The sequence below is a fragment of the Thermus sp. H19.2 genome (assembly GCF_054979525.1).
Window position 1 is genome coordinate 1,352,758 of the sequence record NZ_CM143429.1, and the last position, 18,128, is coordinate 1,370,885.

Sequence of the window (18,128 nt, forward strand, 5' to 3'; positions counted from 1 at the left end):
GACTGGGCCCATGCGCGCCTGGATCCAAGAACGCCTGGGAGGTCCCTTGGCCCTGAGGGAGGTCCCCGAGCCTACCCCAGGCCCCGGGGAGGCCCTGGTGCAGGTGGAGGCGGTGGGCCTCAACTTCGCCGATCACCTGATGCGCCTGGGAGGGTACCTAACCCGGGTGCACCCGCCTTTCACCCCGGGGATGGAGCTGGTGGGCCAGGTGGCGGGGAAGCGGTACGCCGCCCTTCTTCCCCACGGGGCCCTGGCGGAGAAGGTGGCCCTGCCCCAGGAGCACCTCCTCCCCGTGCCGGAAAGCCTAAGCCCGGAGGAGGCGGCCGCCTACCCCGTCTCCTTCCTCACCGCCTACCTGGCCCTGCGGCAGGCCCGGGCCAGGCCGGGGGAGTGGGTTTTGGTCCAGGCGGCGGCCGGGGCCCTGGGCACGGCGGCGGTGCAGGTGGCCCGGGAGATGGGGCTAAGGGTGGTGGCGGCGGCCTCCTCGGCCTCCAAGCTCGCCCTTCCCCGGGCCCTGGGAGCGGAGGAGGTGGCCCCTTACGAGGCCCTGCCCGAGAAGGTGCGCGCCTTGGGCGGGGTGGACCTCGTCCTCGAGGTCCGGGGCAAGGCCGTGGAGGAAAGCCTGGGCTTCCTCAAGCCCCAGGGGCGCCTGGTCTACATCGGGGCCGCCGAGGGGGAGGTGGCCCCCATCCCTCCCTTAAGGCTCATGCGGAAGAACCTCGCCGTGCTGGGCTTCTGGCTCGCCCCCTTGCTCCGGGAGAGGGGGCTTCTGGAGGACGCCTTGGCCTTTCTCCTGCCCCGGCTGGGCCGGGAGCTCAGGCCGGTGGTGGGGAAGGTTTTTCCCTTTCTCGAGGCCGAGGCCGCCTTCCAGGCCCTCCTGGACCGGGGGCACAGGGGCAAGATCGTGGTGCGCCTATAGCCCCAGGTAGGCCCGGGCCGCCGCCAGGTCGAAGAGGGCGTGGCCCACGCTCTTGAAGAGGACGAACCGCCCCTCGCTCCGCCTCCCCAAAAGAGCCTCCCGCAGGGGGACCACGGGCCTTTCCACCCCCTGAAGCTCCCCCGCTTCCAAGAGGGCGTCTTCGGTATCGCAGTAGAGGGCGGCCTCCCGCACCAGGGCCCCGGGCACCTCCCGCATCTCCGGGCGGAAGGAGCCCACCGCCGCGAGGAACACCCCCTCGGGCAGCCTTTCGGGGAGGACGGGGGTGGGGCTTGGGGTGGCGGTGACCAGGAAGGCCACGTCCTCCGGCACCTCCTCCCCCCTCCACTCCTCGGCGGGAAGCCCCAGGGCCCGGGCCCTCGCCAAGAAGGCCTCCACCCGCTCCCGCCCCCGGCCCCGCAACAGGACCCGGGTCAGGGAAAAGCCCTCGTGGAAGGCCTCGAGGTGGGCCTCCCCCACCGCCCCGGGCCCCACCACCAGCAAGGCTCCCTCCCGCCTTAAGGCCAAGGTGTCCGCCGCCAGGAGGGAAAGGGCGGCGGTGCGCCTCCTTGTGAGCTCCTCCCCGGGTAGGTGGAAGACCTGGCCGTCCGCAAGGCGCTTCACCCAGACCTGGGCCTGGACCGCGGGGGTTTTGCGGGGTTCCACCGTTACCAGCTTGCAAAGGGCAAGCTCGGAGTCGGCGGCGGGCATCACCAAAAAGCTACCTCCGGGGATGGGGAGGACCTCGCGCCTGGGGGCCACCGCCCCCTGGAGGAGCACCTTGCGGATGGCCTCGGCCAGTTCCCGATAGGTGGGCATACCCCTAGAATGCCCCACATGGAGGCCCTCCTCAACACCGTGGTCCCCGTGGCCCTGGTGGTGGCTTCCGGCTACCTCCTGGGAAAGCGCCTTCCCATGGACCTCACCACCCTAAGCCGCCTCACCCTGTACCTCCTGGTGCCCGCCCTCATCCTGGACAGCATGTACCGGGCGGAGTACTCCCGGGAGGGGCTTCTGGGGCTCACCCTGGGCTTCGCCCTCACCTACGGGGTCCTCTACCTGGCCATCCAGGCCACCGCCCGGCTCCTTGGCCTCTCCCAGGAGGCCGCCAAAGGGCTTCTCGTCTGCAGCCTCTTTCCCAACTCCGGGAACATGGGCCTTTCCCTCACCTTCTTCGCCCTGGGGGAGGAGGGCCTGAGGCGGGCCGTGGTCTACTTCGTCCTCTCCAGCGTGGTGATGTTCGGCCTGGGCCCGGCCTTCATCCGGGGAGGGAGCCTGAGGGAAGGCCTTCTCTTCACCCTGCGCCTGCCCCTCTTCTACGCCCTGTTTCTGGGCCTCCTCCTCAGGGCCCTAGGCCTCGCCCTTCCCTTCCGCCTGGACGAGGGGATAAGGCTCATGGGCCAGGCGGCCATCCCCGTCCTCCTCCTCACCCTGGGGATGCAGATGGCGAAGACCCCCTTCCAGATCGGCTCCTTTGAGGGCACGGCCAGCGCCCTAAGGCTCCTCCTCGCCCCCCTGGTGGCCTACGGGGTGGGACTCCTCCTGGGGCTTCCCCACTTGGAGCACCAGGTCCTGGTCCTGCAGTCCGCCACCCCGGTGGCGGTGAACGCCTTTCTCCTCACCAAGGAGTTCGGCGGGGACGCCCTAAGGGTGGCCCGGAGCGTGGTGGTCTCCACCTTCTTGGCCTTCCTAACGGTCCCCCTGGTCCTTTACCTCCTCGGGGTCGGGTAGCCGGGGGGCGCCCAGGTCCACCTGGAAGAGGGGCCTTCCCTCCCACAGGCCCAAAAGCCGGTGGTACCCGTCTTCCAGGGGAAAGCGGGCCTCATAGGCTCCAGGACCCTCCAGAAAGAGGGCCCTTTCCTGGAGGAGGGCCTCTTCCCGGAACCACTTGAGGTGGAGGTAGCCGGGGCGGGGAAGCCTTTCCACCTGGAGGAGGAGCCTGGCCTCCTCCCCTTCCGGGAAAAGCCGGGCCACCACGAAGGGCCTTTCCGGAGGGGAAGGCCTCCCCGGGTCCAGGGGCAGGAAGGTATAGCGGCAGGCGGCGAGGAGGGGGAGGAGGAGAAGGAGAAGCCTCACCTTCCCTCCCCGGCGGTAGAGAGGGCGAGGAGGGCGAGGGCGGCGGTCTCCGCCCGCAGGATGCGCCGCCCCAGGGTCACGGGGGTGAAGCCCCGCGCCTCCAAGAGGGCCACCTCCTCCTCGGCGAACCCCCCCTCCGGGCCCACGGCGAGGGCGAGGGGCCTAGCAGGGTCCAGCACCTCCCGCACCCTCACCCTAGCCCCCACGTGGGCCACGAGGCCCTGGGCCACCGGGGGGACCGCCTTCAGGGGAATGGGGGGCAGGACCTCGGGGACCCGCACCCTTCCCGACTGCTTGGCGGCCTCGAGGGCGATGGACTGAAGCCGCCTAAGCTTCCCCTCCCCCATCTCCTTGGGCACGGAGTGCCGGGTGACGAGGGGCTGGATGAGCGTGGCCCCAAGCTCCGTGGCGGCGCGCACCACCTCGGCGAGCTTGTCCCCCTTGAGGAGGGCCACATAAAGCGCCACCTCCACCCCCACCTCCCTTTGGGGCCTCCACTCCTCCAAGACGCGGTAGCGCAAGGGAGGGCCCAGGTCCACCACCTCGGCCAAGGCCTCCCGCTCCCCGTCAAAGACGGTAAACCGGTCCCCCACCCGGGCCCTTAGGACCTCCACCAGGTGGTGGCTCTCCTCCAGGGGAAGAACCCCGGTAAGGCCAGGGCTAAAGGCACGGTGGGGGCGCACGCTACCTCCCGTAGACCAAAAGGACCCACTCCCCTTCCCCTTCCTCCTCCCAAAGGCTCCAGCCCGCCCCGGCCAGGGCCTCCCGGACCAGGGAAGCCTTCTCCCGCAGGATCCCGGTAAGAAGAAGCCGCCCCCCCGGGGCCAAGGCCTCGGCGTAGCGGGGAGCGAACTCCCTGTGGAGCTCGGCGAAGAGGTTGGCCACCACCAGGGAAAAAGGCCCCTGAGGAAGGGCTTCTTCCAGGCTCCCCAGGAGGAAACGGGGGAAGACCCCGTTGGCCCGGGCGTTGGCCTCCGCCTGGGGGAGGACGGCGGGGTCGATGTCCACCCCCAGGGCCTCCCCTCCGAGCTTGGAGGCGGCGATGGCCAGGATTCCACTCCCCGTGCCCAGGTCCAAGACCCTCTCCCCGGGGCGAAGGTGGCGGGCGAGGGCCCTTAGGGCCAGGCGGGTGGTCTCGTGATGCCCGGTGCCGAAGGCCATGCCGGGCTCGATGACCAGAGGGATCTCCGGGCCCTCCCAGGTGTGCCAAGGAGCCAGGACCACGAAGGGCGGGGCCAGGGCGGGCTTAAGGTCCCGCCGCCAGGCCAAAAGCCAGTCCTCATCGGGAAGCTCCTCCCACACCCCCCCGTAGGGCAGGTCCAAGGGGGCCGGGAAGTAGGCCCAAACCTCCCCTTCCCGCTCCTCTAACCCTCGCGCCCCTTGGGCGAAAAGCTCGGGCACCAGGGGGTCCAGCTCCCAGGAGGTGCCCTTCAGACGGTAAACCCACACCCCGTCATTCTACCCGGTAGCGGCAGCAGCTTCCCCCGCCCGCGATGCGCTCCTCCCGCACCAGGGGCAGGCCCAGAAGCTCCTGGTAGGCCAGGAGCTCGCTCTCGCAGAGGACCTCGTGGTCCCGGGAGAGGGCGAGCTTGGGGCACCGCCTCTGGCAGAGGTAGAGGTGCCCCCCTTCCTCCACCACCTCCGCCTCGTAGCCCTGCTCCTTGAGGAAGGCCGCCAGGCGGAGGAGGCGCTCCCGCAAGGGAAGGCCCTCCCGGGCCAAGGGGGCGAGGAGGGTCCGGTGCCTCTCCAGAAGGAGCCCCACCACCCTCTCCTTTCCCAAGGCCTCCTCCAGGCCCTTGAGCACATCCCCGCACAAGGCGGCGTAGGGGCTTTCCCCATCCTGGGCCCGGTAGAGCCGGTAAGGACGGCCCCGCCCCGGGCACTTGCGCACCTCCGAGCGCACCAGGCCCCGGGCCTCGAGGTCCTGGAGGTGCTTGAGGACCGCGGCCCGGCTCACCCCTAAGGCAGCGGCCACCTCCTTGGCGGTGAGGGGCTTGCCCCGGAGGAGGTCCAGAACCTTTTCCTTGGTGCCTTCCAGAAGAAGGGCCATGTCTAGGCCATGGGCAGGGGCAGGAAGGTCTGCACGCTTAAGGCTGCGGCCAGCTCCCGGGCCGCCTTCAGGAAGGCCTGGGCCTCGAGGCCCTCGGGATCGGCCACCAGGATGGGCACGCCCCGGTCGCCGCTTTCCCTGAGGGGAAGGGTGAGGGGAATCTCCCCGAGGAAGCGGGTCTTGAGCTTCTCCGCAAGCCTCCTCCCGCCCCCTTCCCCAAAGATGGGGGTGGGTTTGCCGCAGTGGGGGCAGAGGAAGGCGCTCATGTTCTCCAGGACCCCGAGGACGGGCACCTGGACCTTCTTAAACATGTCCGCCGCCCGCTCGGCGTCCAGGAGGGCCACCTCCTGGGGGGTGGTGACGATGACCCCGCCCGAAACCCGGGTGAGCTGGGCGAGGCTCAGCTGCACGTCCCCGGTCCCCGGGGGAAGGTCCACCACCAGGTAGTCCAGCTCTCCCCAGGCCACCTCCTCCAGGAACTGCCGGATGGTGCCGTGGAGGATGGGCCCCCGCCAGACCATGGCCTGCCCCGGGGGCACGATGTTGGCCAGGGAGAGCACCCGGATCCCGTGGCGCTCCAGGGGCAGGATCCTGCGGTTTCCGTCCACCTTGAGCCGCTCCCCCTCGAGGCCGAACATCTTCGCCTGGCTGGGCCCGTAGAGGTCGGCGTCCAGAAGCCCCACCCGGGCCCCTTCCCGGCTGAGGGCCAGGGCCAGGTTGGCGGCCACGGTGCTCTTCCCCACCCCGCCCTTGCCCGAGCCCACCGCCACCACGTGCTTGACCCCGGGGATGGGGTACTGCTCGGGGGGCCTCACGCCCCCCCCGAAGCGCACCCGCACCTCCTCCGCCCCCAGGGGCAGGAGGGCCTTCTGAATGTCCGCCTCTATCTGGCCCTTCAAGGGACAGGCCGGGGTGGTGAGCTGGATGAGGAGGTCCACCCGCCCCCCCTCCACCCGCACCTCCCCCACCATCCCCAAGGAGACCAGATCCTTGCCCAGCTCGGGGTCCATCACCGTGCGCAGGGCCTCGAGGACCCGCTCTTCGGATAGCGCCATACCGGGGCTAGAGTATACCCGAGGATAGTTTTGGGCAAGGGGCGAAGGCACAGTATACTCGCCCGTGTACCCCGAGTGGCAGAAGAAGCGCTTCTACGAGCTCCACCTGGCCTGGCTGGTGCAGGGCCCCAGGGGCTATGAACTCCTCTTCAAGGTAAACCCCTACAGCCTCTACGCCACCCGGGAAGAAGCCCTAAAGGCCGCCAAGGCCCTCCTCCGGGGGAACCTGGACCAAGACCCCAGGGTAGGCCGCCACAGGGCCCCCGTGCGCCTCTCCGAGGAGGACCGGACCCGCTTCCTGGTCCTCCTGGAAGGCGGCAGGGCCCTCCTCCCCCTGGACCGCTACGCCCTTTTGGGGGAGGTGGTGGAGGTGGAGGAGCGCCTCCTCCACCGGGCGCCCTTCGGCGACGAAAGGAACGTCCTCCATAGCCTCCAGGGCCTCCCGGTGCGCCTCCTCCACACCCCCTTGAACGACCTCGAGGCGGAAAGCCAGGAGGTGGCCCAAGGCCCCCTGGAGGTCCTGCCCGAGGGGATCCGGGTGGGCGGGGTTTTCCTCCCAATCCCCCCCACCACCCCCATAGAAGGCCTGGCCTACGAGGAGGCCTTCTTCCACCTAGGAGAGGGGCGGTACTACCTCTACGCCCTCTCCAGCTCTACCCCCTCGTAAAGGGCGGCCAGGTCCAAGGGGGCGCCCACGCAGGGCAGGAGCAGTCGGCCCTCGGTGCGGACCTCCTGGACCACACCCTCCCCTACCTTGCGGTACACCTCCACCCGTGGCGTGGCCGCACCCACCAGGAGGTAGGCCTCGAGGGAGGGCAGAAAGAGGTAGTTCCAGCGCTTCTCCCCCCGGTCCAGGCGCTCCGTGGAGGGAGAAACCACCTCCGCCATCAGACAAGGGGCCTCCTCGTAAAGGGGATGAGGCGAAGGGCTTCCGCAGACCGCCATGAGGTCCGGGTAATAGACGGTACGGTCTGCAACCTTTAGCTTCACGGTCTCCGTGTAAAGGCGGCACCCCTTCGGACCGCCTCCCTGAGGAGGAAAGCCAGGTTCATCTCCAGGTAGGCCGCAAGGCTTAAGGGCCACGCCCGGACCGCCTCGCCCATGGTTCCATCCAAGCGCCTACGGGTAAAGTAGAGGGTAGCATGGACCTGCCCAAGGCCTATGACCCCAAGTCCGTGGAGCCCAAGTGGGCGGAGAAGTGGGCGAAGAACCCCTTCGTGGCGGACCCCAAAAGCGGCAAACCCCCCTTCGTCATCTTCATGCCCCCCCCCAACGTCACCGGCTCCCTCCACATGGGCCACGCCCTGGACAACAGCCTCCAAGGCGCCCTCATCCGCTACAAGCGCATGCGGGGGTTTGAGGCGGTGTGGCTTCCCGGCACCGACCACGCCGGCATCGCCACCCAGGTGGTGGTGGAGCGCCTCCTCCTCAAGGAAGGAAAGACTCGGCACGACCTGGGGCGGGAGAAGTTCTTGGAAAGGGTCTGGCAGTGGAAGGAGGAGTCCGGGGGGACGATCCTGAAGCAACTCAAGCGGCTCGGGGCCAGCGCCGACTGGAGCCGGGAAGCCTTCACCATGGACGAGAAGCGCTCCCGCGCGGTGCGCTACGCCTTCAGCCGCTACTACCACGAGGGCCTGGCCTACCGGGCCCCCCGGCTCGTGAACTGGTGCCCCCGGTGCGAGACCACCCTCTCGGACCTCGAGGTGGAGACCGAGCCCACCCCGGGCAAGCTCTACACCCTGCGCTACGAGGTGGAGGGGGGCGGGCATATAGAGATCGCCACGGTGCGCCCCGAGACCGTCTTCGCCGACCAGGCCATCGCCGTCCACCCCGAGGACGAGCGCTACCGGGAGCTCATCGGCAAAAGGGCCCGGATTCCCCTCACCGAGGTCTGGATCCCCATCCTCGCCGACCCCGCCGTGGAGAAGGACTTCGGCACCGGGGCCCTCAAGGTCACCCCGGCCCACGACCCCCTGGACTACGAGATCGGGGAGCGCCACGGCCTCAAGCCCGTCTCCGTCATCAGCCTGGAGGGGAAGATGGAAGGGGAGCGGGTCCCAGAGGCCCTCCGGGGCCTGGACCGCTTTGCGGCCCGGAGGAAGGCGGTGGAGCTCTTCCGGGAGGCGGGGCACCTGGTGAAGGAGGAGGACTACACCATCGCCCTCGCCACCTGCTCCCGTTGCGGCACCCCCATTGAGTACGCCGTCTTCCCCCAGTGGTGGCTTAGGATGAAACCCCTTGCGGAGGAGGTGCTAAGGGGCCTCAGGCGGGGGGAGATCGCCTTCGTCCCCGAGCGCTGGAAGAAGGTGAACATAGATTGGCTGGAGAACGTCAAGGACTGGAACATCTCCCGGCAGCTCTGGTGGGGGCACCAGATCCCCGCCTGGTACTGCGAGGACTGCCACGCGGTGAACGTGCCGCACCCTGAGCGCTACCTAGAGGACCCCACCTCCTGCGAGGCCTGCGGGAGCCCCCGCTTAAAACGGGACGAGGACGTCTTTGACACCTGGTTCTCCTCGGCGCTATGGCCCCTCTCCACCCTGGGCTGGCCCGAGGAGACGGAGGACCTCAAGGCCTTCTACCCCGGGGACGTGCTGGTCACGGGGTACGACATCCTCTTCCTCTGGGTTTCCCGCATGGAGGTCTCCGGCTACCACTTCATGGGGGAGAGGCCCTTTAAGACCGTCCTCCTCCACGGCCTCGTGCTGGACGAGAAGGGCCAGAAGATGTCCAAGTCCAAGGGGAACGTCATAGACCCCTTGGAGATGGTGGAGCGCTACGGGGCGGACGCCCTGCGCTTCGCCCTCACCTACCTGGCCACGGGGGGGCAGGACATCCGGCTTGACCTCCGCTGGCTGGAGATGGCCCGCAACTTCGCCAACAAGCTCTACAACGCCGCCCGCTTCGTCCTCCTCTCCCGGGAAGGCTTCCAGGCCAAGGAGGACGCCCCTACCCTGGCGGACCGCTGGATGCGAAGCCGCCTGAGCCGGGGCGTGGAGGAGATCACCGCCCTCTACGAGGCCCTGGACCTGGCCCAGGCGGCCCGGGAGGTCTACGAGCTCGTCTGGGGCGAGTTCTGCGACTGGTACCTCGAGGCCAGCAAGCCCGCCCTCAAGGCGGGGAACGCCCACACCCTAAGGACCCTGGAGGAAACCCTCGCCGCCCTCCTCAAGCTCCTCCACCCCATGATGCCCTTCCTCACCAGCGAGCTCTACCAAGCCCTCACCGGCAAGGAGGAGCTCGCCCTCGAGGCCTGGCCCGAGCCGGGGGAAAGGGACGAGGAGGCCGAGGCCCGGTTTGAAGCCCTCAAGCAGGCGGTGACGGCGGTGCGGGCCCTAAGGGCCGAGGCGGGGCTTCCCCCGGGCCAGGAGGTGCGGGTGTACCTCGAGGGGGAAACCGCCCCCGTGCGGGAGAACCTCGAGGTCTTCCGCTTCCTGAGCCGGGCCGAGCTCCTCTCCGAGAGGCCGACGAAGGCCTTGGTGAAGGCCATGCCCCGCCTCACGGCGCGCATGCCCTTGGAGGGGCTTCTGGACGTGGAGGAGTGGAAGCGCCGCCAGGAGAAGCGCCTCAAGGAGCTCCTGAGCCTGGCGGAGAAGAGCGAGCGAAAGCTCTCCGCCCCCGGGTTCAAGGAGAGGGCCCCTAAAGAGGTGGTGGAGGCAGAGGAGGCAAGGCTTAGGGAAAACCTGGACCAGATCGCCCGCCTGCGGGAAGCCCTCAGCCAAATAGGGTGAGCCTGGGGTCCTGGCCCCCCCCTGGGGCCTCGGCCACGCCCTCGGCCAGGCGTAGGTTGAGGGTGACGAAAGAAAAGCTCTCTAGGGGCTCCAGGTCCACCATGGGCCTGTCGGGGGCCAGGGGGTAGAGCCTGGCCTCCAAGAGGGTCTGGAAGGGCTTGGCTTGGGAGAGGAAGTCGGAGAGCCTCACCCCCCGCGGCAGGAGAAGCTCCCCGGCCAGGAGGTAGTCCCCGAAGAGGAAGGCCAGGCGCCGCCTTTCCAAAAGGCCAGGGCTGGTGCGGGGCTCCGAGGCCCTCCCCCCCACCACCCACTGGATGCGCTCTTTGCGAAGGGCCAGAAAGCCCACGCTGGCCTTGAGGTCCCGGGCCTCGGGGGGGTGGCGAAAGCCGGAGGCGTAGACCAGGGCCCCGGTCAGGGGAAGATAGGGCCTTTCCTGGTTGAGCAAGTCGGCGGTGCCGGACCCCGGGACCAGGTAGAGGGTCCCGTAGATCCGGTGGGTTGCGGTGTGGATCCGGGCCTCATGGGCTTCCCGCGGACTCCTGTACACGGCTCACCTCCCAGTAGACGAGGAGGGCCTCGCTGAAGAGGCCCGGATGGCGGCGCTCGTAGGCGAAGAGGAGGCGGCGGTGGACGAGGGCTTTGAGCCGGGCCTCGGGGGTGTGGAGGACGGGCGGGACGGAAAGCCTCGCCCGCGCCTCCCGCCCCAGGGCCACCTCCACCCGCCTGCCCAGGACCGGCCTCGGGGGAAGGCCGAGCCAGAGCCCGGCCTCCTCGGGGGGAAGGAGGTGGAAGCCCGCCTTCCTGGCGTAGTCCAGGCCCTCCGGGTTGTCCTCGGGGACGTAGACCCCTTCCCCCAGGCGGGCCCGGGCCAGGGCCTCGGCCAGGGGCACGGGAAAGGCAAAGGGCTCCACCCCCCCCGAGACCTCCTGGGGCTCCCGGAGGTCCAGGGCCTGGACCTCGTAGCTCAGGCTCCCGTTCCAGGCGTTTTCGGTGAGGAGGCCCGCCACCTCCACCTCCTGGGGTAGGGTGGCCTGGCCCATACGCCAGGCCACCACCCGCACCCCCCCTAGGCGGAAGGCCAGGTGCCGCCCCTCTCCCAGGGCGCGAACGTCTTCGGGAAGGCCTGCGAGGAGGAAAAGGGGCTCCGGGTTCCCGGCCCCATAGGGCTCCAGGGGCAGAAGCTCGCGAAAGACCTGGGGCAGGAGGGAAGGGGGTGGAAGGGGCGCCACGAGCTCCACCTCCTTCACGGGATCGGGGAAGCTTTGGGCGTAAGCCAAAAGGCGCCTCTTAAGCTCGGGGAAGCGCTCCTCTTCCAAGGCGAAGCCCGCCGCCTCCCGGTGTCCCCCGTAGCGGAGGAGGAGGTCTTCCGCACTCCTGAGGGCCTCCACGGCGCTGATGGGAGGAAGGCTCCGCACCGTTCCCTTACCTTGGGCCACCAGGAAGACGGGCCGGAGCGTGGCCTCCAGGATGCGGCTTGCCACGATGCCCATCACCCCGGGGTGGCCTTCGGGGTCCAGGAGGACGATGGCCTTCTCCTCCGGGTCCGCCTGGGGCAGGAGGCGGCGGAGCATCTCCTCCTCTATGGCCTGGCGGCGAGCGTTCAGGCGGGAAAGCTCCTGCACCAGGGCCTCGGCTTCGGCCTCGTCGTCGGTGAGTAGAAGCCTCAAGGCCTTCTCGGCCTCCCCCAGGCGGCTTGCGGCGTTGAGGCGGGGGGCGATGCGGAAGGCCACCTCCACCGCCTTCCCCGTGTAGCCCACCGCCTGGGCCAGGCGCCTCAGGCCCGTCCAAGGGGAGTCCTGGAGGCGGGAAAGGCCCTCCCGCACCAAGGCCCGGTTCCAGCCCCAGAGGGAGGCCACGTCGGCGATGGTGCCCACCGCGGCGAGGTCGGCGTGCTCCAGGGGCGGAGGGAGGCCCAGCCGTCGGCGGAGCGCCCAGAGGAGGAGAAAGGCCACCCCGGCCCCCGTGGGCTTCTCCTTTAGGCCTGGGGTGTAGGCGGGGTGAAGGACGAGGCCGGGCGGTGGGGTCTTTCCGGGGGTGTGGTGGTCGGTGACCAGGACCTGCACCCCGTTTTCCACGAGTTCCCGAAGCTCGGCGTGGTTGGCGATGCCGCAGTCCACAGTGAGGAAGAGGTCCGAGGCCTCGAGGTGTTCGGGAACCCGGTCCATGAGGACGCCGTAGCCCTCCTCGAGGCGGTGGGGGATAAAGGGGTGGACCCTGGCCCCCAAAGCGGAAAGGCCCCGCACCAGGATGGCCGTGCCCGTGAGGCCGTCGGCGTCGTAGTCCCCATGCACGCGGATGCGCTTGCCCTCCCGTAGGGCGGTCTGGAGAAGGTCCACCGCCTCCTCCAGGCCCCTTAGGGGAAGGAGGGCCAAGGGCGGGTCCAGGTCCTCCGGCCGCCTAACGCCCCGGTGCCAAAGGGCCAAAGCCGCCTCCGGACCCACCCCAAAGAGGGCCATCACCTCCCGCCAACCGTCCACGGGCGGCAGGGAGAGAAGCCGCCAGCGGACCCGGCTCATGGCTCTTCCCGGTCGGGGATGCGGGGAATCTCCTCGAGACGCTCCCGCTTGAGGGCGTTCACCTCCCCCTGCAACCGCCGCACCTCCCTGAGAAGCCCCCGCCTCTCCCCAAGCCCCCTAAGCCAAAGGGCCAAGGCGAAAGACCCCCCCATCAGGAGCCCCAAAAAGTAGGCCCCAGGAAGCAGGTAGTAAAGGGGAAGGAGGCCCCAGGGAGAGGGGAGGGCCAAGAAGGGGTAGGCGTAGTACACGTAAACCCCCACCGCCCCCGCTCCCAGGGTCACCAGGAGGAAGACCCACTGAACGAGCTTCATACCACCTCCAAAAGCTCTGGAAGCCTTATTCGCCCCTCGTAAAGGGCCTTGCCCAGAAGGGCCCCCTCCACCTTTAGGCGCTTCAGGGCCAGGACGTCCTCCAAGGAGGCGATGCCTCCCCCGGCGATGAGCTCAAAGGGCCAGGCTTCCCGCACCCGGGCCACCGCCTCCAGGTCCAAACCCCGGAGGGTCCCGTCCCGGCGCACGTCGGTGTAGATCACCGTGCGCACCCCCAGGTCCGCCCAGGTCCTTAGGAGGTCCAGGGCGGAAAGGGAGGCCCTCTCCTGCCAGCCCGAAACCACCACCTCCAGGCCCCGGGCGTCCAGGGCCACGGCCAAGCGCTCCGGGCCCGCCTCCTGAAGCATCCTTTCCAGAAGCCCCGGGTCCTTCACCGCCACCGTGCCCACCACCGCCCGGCGCGCCCCCAAGGCAAGGGCCTCCCTCAGGGCCTCGAGGGTGCGGAGACCCCCGGCCAGCTGGAAGGGGATGGCCAGGGCCTCGGCGATCCTTTGGATGGCTTCCCGGTTTTCCCCCGTGCCCAGGGCCCGGTCCAGGTCCACCAGGTGGAGAAGCCGCGCTCCCTCCCTCTGCCAGCGCAAGGCGGCCTCCACAGGGTCCCCGTAAAGGGTCTTCCGCGAGGGGTCCCCCTCCGAGAGGCGCACCGCCTGGCCGCCCTTAAGGTCCACCGCGGGGATGAGCCACATGGCCCTATCCTACAAGCTCCCGCAAGGCGCCCTCCAGGTCGGGGCTTCGCATGAGGCTCGTGCCGATGAGGACGGCGTCAAAAAGCCCCTCCAAGGCCCTTAGCTCCTCCTTCCGGGAATACCCCGACTCCGCCACCAAAACCCCGCCGAAGCCCCGCTTTCGGGCCAGGCGGCCGAGTCGGGGGGCGGTCTCCAGGTCTATGCGCAAGGTGGCGAGGTCCCGGTTGTTGACCCCGAGGACCTCCGCGCCCGCCTCGAGGGCGATCTCCAGCTCCCTCTCGGTGTGCACCTCCACCAGGGCCTCCAGCCCAAGCCTTCTCGCCTCCTCCACATAGGCCCCGGTGAGCTCCCCCAGGAGGGCCACGATAAGGAGGGCGGCGCTCGCCCCATGGGCCCGGGCCTCCTCCAGCATGAAGGGGTCCACCACGAAGTCCTTGCGCAGGAGGGGAAGGCCCACCGCCTCCCGCACCCGCTTGAGGTCCAAGAGGCTTCCCCCAAAACGGTGGGGCTCGGTAAGGACGCTGATGGCCTTGGCCCCACCCCGCTCGTAGGCCCGGGCGGCCTCCACCGGGTCCACCTCCCGGATGACCCCCTCCGAAGGGCTTTGCCGCTTCACCTCGGCGATCACGGAAAGCCCTGGGAGGAGGAGGGCCTCCTTGAAGGAGGGCGCCGGAGGAGGCTCGGGAAGGGGGTAGGGGGCCACCTCCATAGCCCTCTTCCGGGCGATCTCCCCTAAGACCCCGGGGACGCGGGCAAGGTCCGGCCGCATGGCAGCATTTTATGCTGGGGATATGCGCGGTGTCGCCCTGGCCTTGGGCGGAGGGGGTGTGCGGGGCTACGCCCACCTCGGGGTGCTTTCCGTCCTGGAGGAGGCGGGCGTCCCCATCCGGGGCCTTGCGGGGAGCTCCGCCGGGGCCCTGGCGGCGGCCGCCTGGGCCTTCGGCCACCGGAATCCCTGGAAGGTGCACGAGGCCGTCTTTGACCGGGAGGTGGCCCGGCTCTCCCATGGGGGGAACCTCCGCGCCCTGGCCCGCCTTTTCACCGCCCTGCGCCGCCCGCACCTGGCCGAAGCCGAAAGGGTGGCCCAAGGGCTAAGGCGCCTCTTCGGCGAGGCCCGCTTGGAGGAAAGCCCCCTTCCCCTGGCCATCCAGACCGCCGACCTCCTCACCGGGGAAAGGGTAGTGCTCCGGGAAGGCCCGGTGTGGCAGGCGGTGCTGGCCAGCATGTCCATCCCCGGCCTCTTCCCCCCCGTCCCCTGGGGAGGCCGCCTTCTGGTGGACGGGGATGTGGCGGAAAAGGTGCCGGTGCGGGCGGCCAAGGCCCTCTTCCCCAAGGTGGTGGCCGTGGACGTCTCCAACCCTCCGCCCAAGGAGCCGCCCAAGACCGCCCTCGAGGCCGCCCTCCTGGCAGGCGAAGCCAGCCGGAGGCGGCTCAAGGCCCTGGCCCTGAAGGAGGCGGACCTGGTCATCGCCCTGGACCCCCCCTTCCCCATAGACACCTTTGACCACGAAAAGCTTCCCCTGGTCTACGAGCTCGGCCAGAAGCGGGCCTGGGAAAGGCTCAAGGAGGTGCAGGCCCTGGCCCGGGTACGCCTCAAGGACCTCCTCCTTTACCGCCCATAACCCTCTCCGCCCGGCGCCCCAGGGCCAGGCCCAGCCCCAGGCCCAGGGGAAGGAGGAAAAGCCCCTGGGGTCTCAGGAGGAGGCCCACCGTCCCCAGGAAGAGGAAGAGGGCCGCTCCCAGCCCCACGGCCACCAGGGGAGCCAGGGGGCCCTCCTCCTTCAGGGCCTCCTCCCCCTGGCGGTAAAGCCACCCCCCCCCAAGGAAAGCCAGGAGGTACAGGGCGGGATGGAAGGCCTGGGGCAGGAGGAAGGCGAGGAGAAGGAGGACCCCCCCCTGCCAGAGAAAAAGGGCGATCCCGTAAAGCCATAGCCCCCGGCGCCTCAGGGCCGGGTCCGCCCCGGGGTCCAGAAGGGCCTTTAGCGCCTCCAAGGGAAACGCCCCCTCGCCTTTTCAGTGGTGGAGGACCCGCTCCAAGAAGGCCCGGGTCCTCTCCTCCTTGGGCCGGGTGAAGATCTCCTCCGGCCTCCCCTCCTCCACGATCTGCCCCCCGTCCATGAACACCACCCGGTCCGCCACCTCCCGGGCAAACCCCATCTCGTGCGTCACCACCAGCATCGTCATCCCCCCCCGCGCCAGGTCCCGCATCACGTCCAACACCTCCCCCACCATCTCCGGGTCCAAAGCGCTCGTGGGCTCGTCAAAAAGCATGATCTTGGGCTCCATGGCCAGCGCCCTCGCAATGGCCACCCGCTGCTGCTGGCCCCCGGAAAGCTGCCCCGGGTACTTCCTCGCCTGGTCCAAAATCCCCACCCGCTCCAAAAGCTCCAGGGCCTTCCGCTCCGCCTTCTCCCGGGACCAGCGCCGAACCCTTATGGGCGCCAGGGTCACGTTCTCCAAAACCGTCATGTGGGGGAAGAGGTTGAACTGCTGGAAGACCATCCCCACCTCCCGCCGGACCTCCCTTAGGGCCCGCTCCTCCTTGACGTTCCGCCCGTCCACCCACACCTCCCCCTCCTGGAAGTCCTCCAGGCGGTTGACCGTGCGGATGAGGGTGCTCTTCCCCGAGCCCGAGGGGCCGATGATCACCAGCTTCTCCCCAGGGGCCACCTCCAGATGAATCCCCTTCAGGACGTGCAGGGGACCGAACCACTTGTGCAGGTTGTGGATCTTGATGATGGGCTCCACCGCTCTCATTTTCGCACCCGCTGGAGGAGGTAGGCCAGGAGGAAGAGGCCAAACCCGATGGCGTCCGTGAGAAGCCCCGGGACCACCAGGGTCAGGGCCGCCCCCAGGAGAAGAGCCCTCTCCAGGAGGTTCGTGGGCCGGTGCAGGAAGCCCACCAGGGCGGCGCTGAAGGCCGCCATACCCAAGAGGGCGGTGAGGAAGACCCAGAGCCCCTCGCCCAAGGAGGCCACCCCCAGGAGGAGGAGCTTGGGGTTGAAGAAGAACATGTAGGCCAGGAGAGCGGTCCTGAGCTCGTAGACGAAGCCCTGGACCGCCGTCTTCCAGAAGTCGGAGCGGGCGATGGCGCTGGCGGCGTAGGCGGCCAGGGCCACGGGGGGCGTGGAGTCGGCCATGATGCCGAAGTAGAAGACGAACATGTGGGCCGCCACCGGGGGCACGGCGTACCCGGCCTTCTCCGCCAGGTTCAGGACCACCGGCACCACCAGGGAGGCCATGACGATGTAGTTGGCGGTGGTGGGAAGGCCCATGCCGAGGAGGAGGCTCGTGAGCTGGGCGAGGAGGAGGACGAGGATCAGGTTCCCCCCGGAAAGCCTCTCCACGATGTCCGTGAGGCCGAAGCCGATGCCCGTCATGGTGACGATGCCCACGATGACCCCGGCGGAGGCCGTGGCCAGGGCGATGCCCACCATGCCCCTCGCCCCCGCCTCGAGGCCCTCCACGAGGAGCCTGAGGCCCCGCAGGAGCCCGAACCCCACCCCCGCCCCGCTCCTCCAGGCCCGCCAGGCCTCCTGCAGGAGGATGAGGAGGGCCATGAGGAAGAGGGTGTTCAAGGCCGCCCGCTCCGGGGTGAGCCTAAGGGCCACCAGGGCATAGATGAGGTAGGCCAGGGGCAGGAGGTAGTGGGCCCCCGAGCGGAGGACAGGGGCGAGAGGAGGAAGCTCGGAGCGGGGCACGCCCTTGAGGCCCAGGCGCAGGGCCTCGAGGTGGACGGTGACGAAGAGGGTGGCGTAGGCGAGGAGGGCGGGGAGGAGGGCGATGAGGATGAGCTGGCTGTAGGGGATGTTCAGGAACTCGGCCATGATGAAGGCCGCCGCCCCCATCACCGGGGGCATGAGCTGGCCGTTGGAGGAGCTCGCCACCTCCACCGCCCCTGCCTTCTCCGGGGGGTAACCCACCCGCTTCATCAGGGGGATGGTGAAGGTGCCGGTGGTGACCACGTTGGACACGGAACTCCCCGAGACCACCCCCGTGAGGGCGCTGGCCACCACCGCCGCCTTGGCGGGACCGCCGCGGAAGTGGCCGAGGAGGGCGTAGGCCACCTGGATGAAGAAGTGCCCCGCCCCCGCCTTCTCCAAGAGGGCCCCGAAGAGGACGAAGAGGAAGACGAAGGTGGCGGAAACCCCCAAGGGCACGCCCCAGATCCCCTCGGCGGTGGTGTAGAGCTGGCCCATGAGCTGGCCCCACTGGCTCCCGGCGTGAAGCTGGAGCCAGGAGGGGAGCGTGTAGGGAATGAGGCCCTTGGGCCCGGTGAGGGCGTAGAGGACGAAGGCAGAGGCGATGATGGGCAAGGCGGGCCCCACCACCCGCCAGCTGGCCACGAAGAGGACGAGGAGGGTGAGGGTCCCCATGACCACGTCCCTCTCGCTGGGGATCCCGCCCCGGAGCTGGGTGATGCCGTAGTAGTCCCACACCACGTACAGGGCCCCCGCCGCCCCCAGAAAGGCCAAAAGCCAGTCCAGAAGGGGAATACCCTCCCGTGGCCCCCGCCTTCCCGGGTAGGCCAAAAAGGCCAGGCTCAAGGCGAAGGCCAGATGCAAGGCCCTTAAACGCAAGGGGTCCAGGGTGCCAAGCTCCGTGGCCCAAAGCTGGAAGAGGCTCCAGGCCACCCCGAGGCCGAAGAGGAGGTAGCGGGCCCACCCCTTGGGGCGCCTTCCCCCAAGCTCCGACTCCTCCACGAGAAGCGCCGCGTCCTTGTCCATGCCTTCCCCTTACCGGAGGAGGGGCCCCCAAGGGGGGCCCCT

General features: G+C 69.4%; 20 protein-coding genes. 5 read left to right on the forward strand and 15 right to left on the reverse strand.

Annotated elements, in window-relative coordinates; translation table 11 throughout:
• Positions 1-10: 10 nt before the first annotated feature.
• Entirely contained in the window at positions 11-919 is a 909-nt protein-coding gene (locus ACY5J6_RS07395; protein ID WP_462844349.1) for a zinc-binding dehydrogenase, read from the forward strand.
• On the opposite strand, the gene ACY5J6_RS07400 is transcribed toward ACY5J6_RS07395, so the two are convergent.
• Entirely contained in the window at positions 914-1,735 is an 822-nt protein-coding gene (locus ACY5J6_RS07400) for a Rossmann-fold NAD(P)-binding domain-containing protein (RefSeq protein WP_462844350.1), read from the reverse strand. The genes ACY5J6_RS07395 and ACY5J6_RS07400 overlap by 6 nt on opposite strands.
• Positions 1,736-1,744: 9 nt before the next feature.
• Here ACY5J6_RS07400 and ACY5J6_RS07405 point away from each other — a divergent pair, with 9 nt between their 5' ends.
• A complete protein-coding gene (locus ACY5J6_RS07405; protein ID WP_462844351.1) occupies positions 1,745-2,647 on the forward strand; it encodes an AEC family transporter in 903 nt (300 codons plus the stop codon).
• On the opposite strand, the gene ACY5J6_RS07410 is transcribed toward ACY5J6_RS07405, so the two are convergent.
• Genes ACY5J6_RS07410 through ACY5J6_RS07430 form a run of 5 tightly spaced genes read right to left on the reverse strand, consistent with a single transcriptional unit; the run spans position 2,606 to position 6,097 of the window.
• Positions 2,606-2,992: a hypothetical protein gene (locus tag ACY5J6_RS07410; RefSeq protein WP_462844352.1), complete on the reverse strand. Its 387-nt coding sequence runs from the start codon at positions 2,990-2,992 to the stop codon at positions 2,606-2,608. The two genes, ACY5J6_RS07405 and ACY5J6_RS07410, sit on opposite strands and share 42 nt — an antisense overlap.
• Complete coding sequence (locus ACY5J6_RS07415) at positions 2,989-3,675, reverse strand: 16S rRNA (uracil(1498)-N(3))-methyltransferase (RefSeq protein WP_462844353.1); 687 nt, start codon at positions 3,673-3,675, stop codon at positions 2,989-2,991. Before ACY5J6_RS07415 ends, ACY5J6_RS07410 begins: the two co-directional genes overlap by 4 nt.
• 1 nt (position 3,676) lies before the next feature.
• Positions 3,677-4,441 carry a 50S ribosomal protein L11 methyltransferase gene (locus ACY5J6_RS07420; RefSeq protein WP_462844354.1) on the reverse strand — a complete coding sequence of 255 codons (765 nt, stop codon included), beginning with the start codon at positions 4,439-4,441 and terminating at the stop codon, positions 3,677-3,679.
• 4 nt (positions 4,442-4,445) lie between these two features.
• Positions 4,446-5,042, reverse strand: coding sequence for a helix-turn-helix transcriptional regulator (locus tag ACY5J6_RS07425; RefSeq protein WP_462844355.1), 597 nt, complete (start codon positions 5,040-5,042; stop codon positions 4,446-4,448).
• Between the two features lie 2 nt (positions 5,043-5,044).
• Positions 5,045-6,097: an Mrp/NBP35 family ATP-binding protein gene (locus ACY5J6_RS07430; RefSeq protein ID WP_462844356.1), complete on the reverse strand. Its 1,053-nt coding sequence runs from the start codon at positions 6,095-6,097 to the stop codon at positions 5,045-5,047.
• Between the two features lie 64 nt (positions 6,098-6,161).
• Here ACY5J6_RS07430 and ACY5J6_RS07435 point away from each other — a divergent pair, with 64 nt between their 5' ends.
• A complete protein-coding gene (locus tag ACY5J6_RS07435; RefSeq protein ID WP_462844357.1) occupies positions 6,162-6,764 on the forward strand; it encodes a hypothetical protein in 603 nt (200 codons plus the stop codon).
• Here ACY5J6_RS07435 and ACY5J6_RS07440 read toward each other — a convergent pair.
• Positions 6,734-7,180 carry a Uma2 family endonuclease gene (locus ACY5J6_RS07440; protein ID WP_462844358.1) on the reverse strand — a complete coding sequence of 149 codons (447 nt, stop codon included), beginning with the start codon at positions 7,178-7,180 and terminating at the stop codon, positions 6,734-6,736. The genes ACY5J6_RS07435 and ACY5J6_RS07440 overlap by 31 nt on opposite strands.
• A gap of 59 nt (positions 7,181-7,239) precedes the next feature.
• On the opposite strand from ACY5J6_RS07440, the gene ACY5J6_RS07445 reads away from it, so the two are divergent.
• Positions 7,240-9,828 carry a valine--tRNA ligase gene (locus tag ACY5J6_RS07445; protein WP_462844359.1) on the forward strand — a complete coding sequence of 863 codons (2,589 nt, stop codon included), beginning with the start codon at positions 7,240-7,242 and terminating at the stop codon, positions 9,826-9,828.
• On the opposite strand, the gene ACY5J6_RS07450 is transcribed toward ACY5J6_RS07445, so the two are convergent.
• The 5 genes from ACY5J6_RS07450 to trpC are packed head-to-tail and all read right to left on the reverse strand — an operon-like array spanning position 9,812 to position 14,128.
• Complete coding sequence (locus tag ACY5J6_RS07450) at positions 9,812-10,375, reverse strand: DUF6812 domain-containing protein (protein WP_462844360.1); 564 nt, start codon at positions 10,373-10,375, stop codon at positions 9,812-9,814. The two genes, ACY5J6_RS07445 and ACY5J6_RS07450, sit on opposite strands and share 17 nt — an antisense overlap.
• Positions 10,347-12,344 (reverse strand): single-stranded-DNA-specific exonuclease RecJ, encoded by a 1,998-nt coding sequence (gene recJ, locus ACY5J6_RS07455; RefSeq protein WP_462844361.1) that lies wholly within the window; start codon positions 12,342-12,344, stop codon positions 10,347-10,349. The genes ACY5J6_RS07450 and recJ overlap by 29 nt, the downstream gene beginning before the upstream one ends.
• A complete protein-coding gene (locus tag ACY5J6_RS07460; protein WP_462844362.1) occupies positions 12,341-12,655 on the reverse strand; it encodes a hypothetical protein in 315 nt (104 codons plus the stop codon). The genes recJ and ACY5J6_RS07460 overlap by 4 nt, the downstream gene beginning before the upstream one ends.
• Positions 12,652-13,359, reverse strand: a complete 708-nt coding sequence (gene hisA, locus ACY5J6_RS07465; protein ID WP_462844363.1) for a 1-(5-phosphoribosyl)-5-[(5-phosphoribosylamino)methylideneamino]imidazole-4-carboxamide isomerase — start codon at positions 13,357-13,359, stop codon at positions 12,652-12,654. The genes ACY5J6_RS07460 and hisA overlap by 4 nt, the downstream gene beginning before the upstream one ends.
• A gap of 4 nt (positions 13,360-13,363) precedes the next feature.
• The gene (trpC, locus tag ACY5J6_RS07470; RefSeq protein ID WP_462844364.1) at positions 13,364-14,128 is read right to left on the reverse strand and encodes an indole-3-glycerol phosphate synthase TrpC; all 765 of its coding nucleotides are present in this window, start codon (positions 14,126-14,128) and stop codon (positions 13,364-13,366) included.
• Between the two features lie 22 nt (positions 14,129-14,150).
• Here trpC and ACY5J6_RS07475 point away from each other — a divergent pair, with 22 nt between their 5' ends.
• Positions 14,151-14,981 (forward strand): patatin-like phospholipase family protein, encoded by an 831-nt coding sequence (locus ACY5J6_RS07475; protein ID WP_462844365.1) that lies wholly within the window; start codon positions 14,151-14,153, stop codon positions 14,979-14,981.
• On the opposite strand, the gene ACY5J6_RS07480 is transcribed toward ACY5J6_RS07475, so the two are convergent.
• Genes ACY5J6_RS07480 through ACY5J6_RS07490 form a run of 3 tightly spaced genes read right to left on the reverse strand, consistent with a single transcriptional unit; the run spans position 14,953 to position 18,086 of the window.
• A complete protein-coding gene (locus ACY5J6_RS07480) occupies positions 14,953-15,351 on the reverse strand; it encodes a hypothetical protein (RefSeq protein WP_462844366.1) in 399 nt (132 codons plus the stop codon). The two genes, ACY5J6_RS07475 and ACY5J6_RS07480, sit on opposite strands and share 29 nt — an antisense overlap.
• Before the next feature lie 21 nt (positions 15,352-15,372).
• Positions 15,373-16,116: an amino acid ABC transporter ATP-binding protein gene (locus ACY5J6_RS07485; protein ID WP_462844367.1), complete on the reverse strand. Its 744-nt coding sequence runs from the start codon at positions 16,114-16,116 to the stop codon at positions 15,373-15,375.
• Entirely contained in the window at positions 16,113-18,086 is a 1,974-nt protein-coding gene (locus tag ACY5J6_RS07490; RefSeq protein WP_462844368.1) for a TRAP transporter permease, read from the reverse strand. Before ACY5J6_RS07490 ends, ACY5J6_RS07485 begins: the two co-directional genes overlap by 4 nt.
• Positions 18,087-18,128: the final 42 nt, after the last annotated feature.

Bases quoted from the DNA above. Each gene is read 5' to 3' on its own strand.
- ACY5J6_RS07430 (WP_462844356.1), bottom strand. From the start codon at position 6,097: ATGGCGCTATCCGAAGAGCGGGTCCTCGAGGCCCTGCGCACGGTGATG.
- trpC (WP_462844364.1), bottom strand. From the start codon at position 14,128: ATGCGGCCGGACCTTGCCCGCGTCCCCGGGGTCTTAGGGGAGATCGCC.
- ACY5J6_RS07405 (WP_462844351.1), top strand. From the start codon at position 1,745: ATGCCCCACATGGAGGCCCTCCTCAACACCGTGGTCCCCGTGGCCCTG.
- recJ (WP_462844361.1), bottom strand. From the start codon at position 12,344: ATGAGCCGGGTCCGCTGGCGGCTTCTCTCCCTGCCGCCCGTGGACGGT.
- ACY5J6_RS07445 (WP_462844359.1), top strand. From the start codon at position 7,240: ATGGACCTGCCCAAGGCCTATGACCCCAAGTCCGTGGAGCCCAAGTGG.
- ACY5J6_RS07460 (WP_462844362.1), bottom strand. From the start codon at position 12,655: ATGAAGCTCGTTCAGTGGGTCTTCCTCCTGGTGACCCTGGGAGCGGGG.
- ACY5J6_RS07395 (WP_462844349.1), top strand. From the start codon at position 11: ATGCGCGCCTGGATCCAAGAACGCCTGGGAGGTCCCTTGGCCCTGAGG.
- ACY5J6_RS07400 (WP_462844350.1), bottom strand. From the start codon at position 1,735: ATGCCCACCTATCGGGAACTGGCCGAGGCCATCCGCAAGGTGCTCCTC.
- ACY5J6_RS07490 (WP_462844368.1), bottom strand. From the start codon at position 18,086: ATGGACAAGGACGCGGCGCTTCTCGTGGAGGAGTCGGAGCTTGGGGGA.
- ACY5J6_RS07485 (WP_462844367.1), bottom strand. From the start codon at position 16,116: ATGAGAGCGGTGGAGCCCATCATCAAGATCCACAACCTGCACAAGTGG.
- ACY5J6_RS07475 (WP_462844365.1), top strand. From the start codon at position 14,151: ATGCGCGGTGTCGCCCTGGCCTTGGGCGGAGGGGGTGTGCGGGGCTAC.
- ACY5J6_RS07425 (WP_462844355.1), bottom strand. From the start codon at position 5,042: ATGGCCCTTCTTCTGGAAGGCACCAAGGAAAAGGTTCTGGACCTCCTC.
- hisA (WP_462844363.1), bottom strand. From the start codon at position 13,359: ATGTGGCTCATCCCCGCGGTGGACCTTAAGGGCGGCCAGGCGGTGCGC.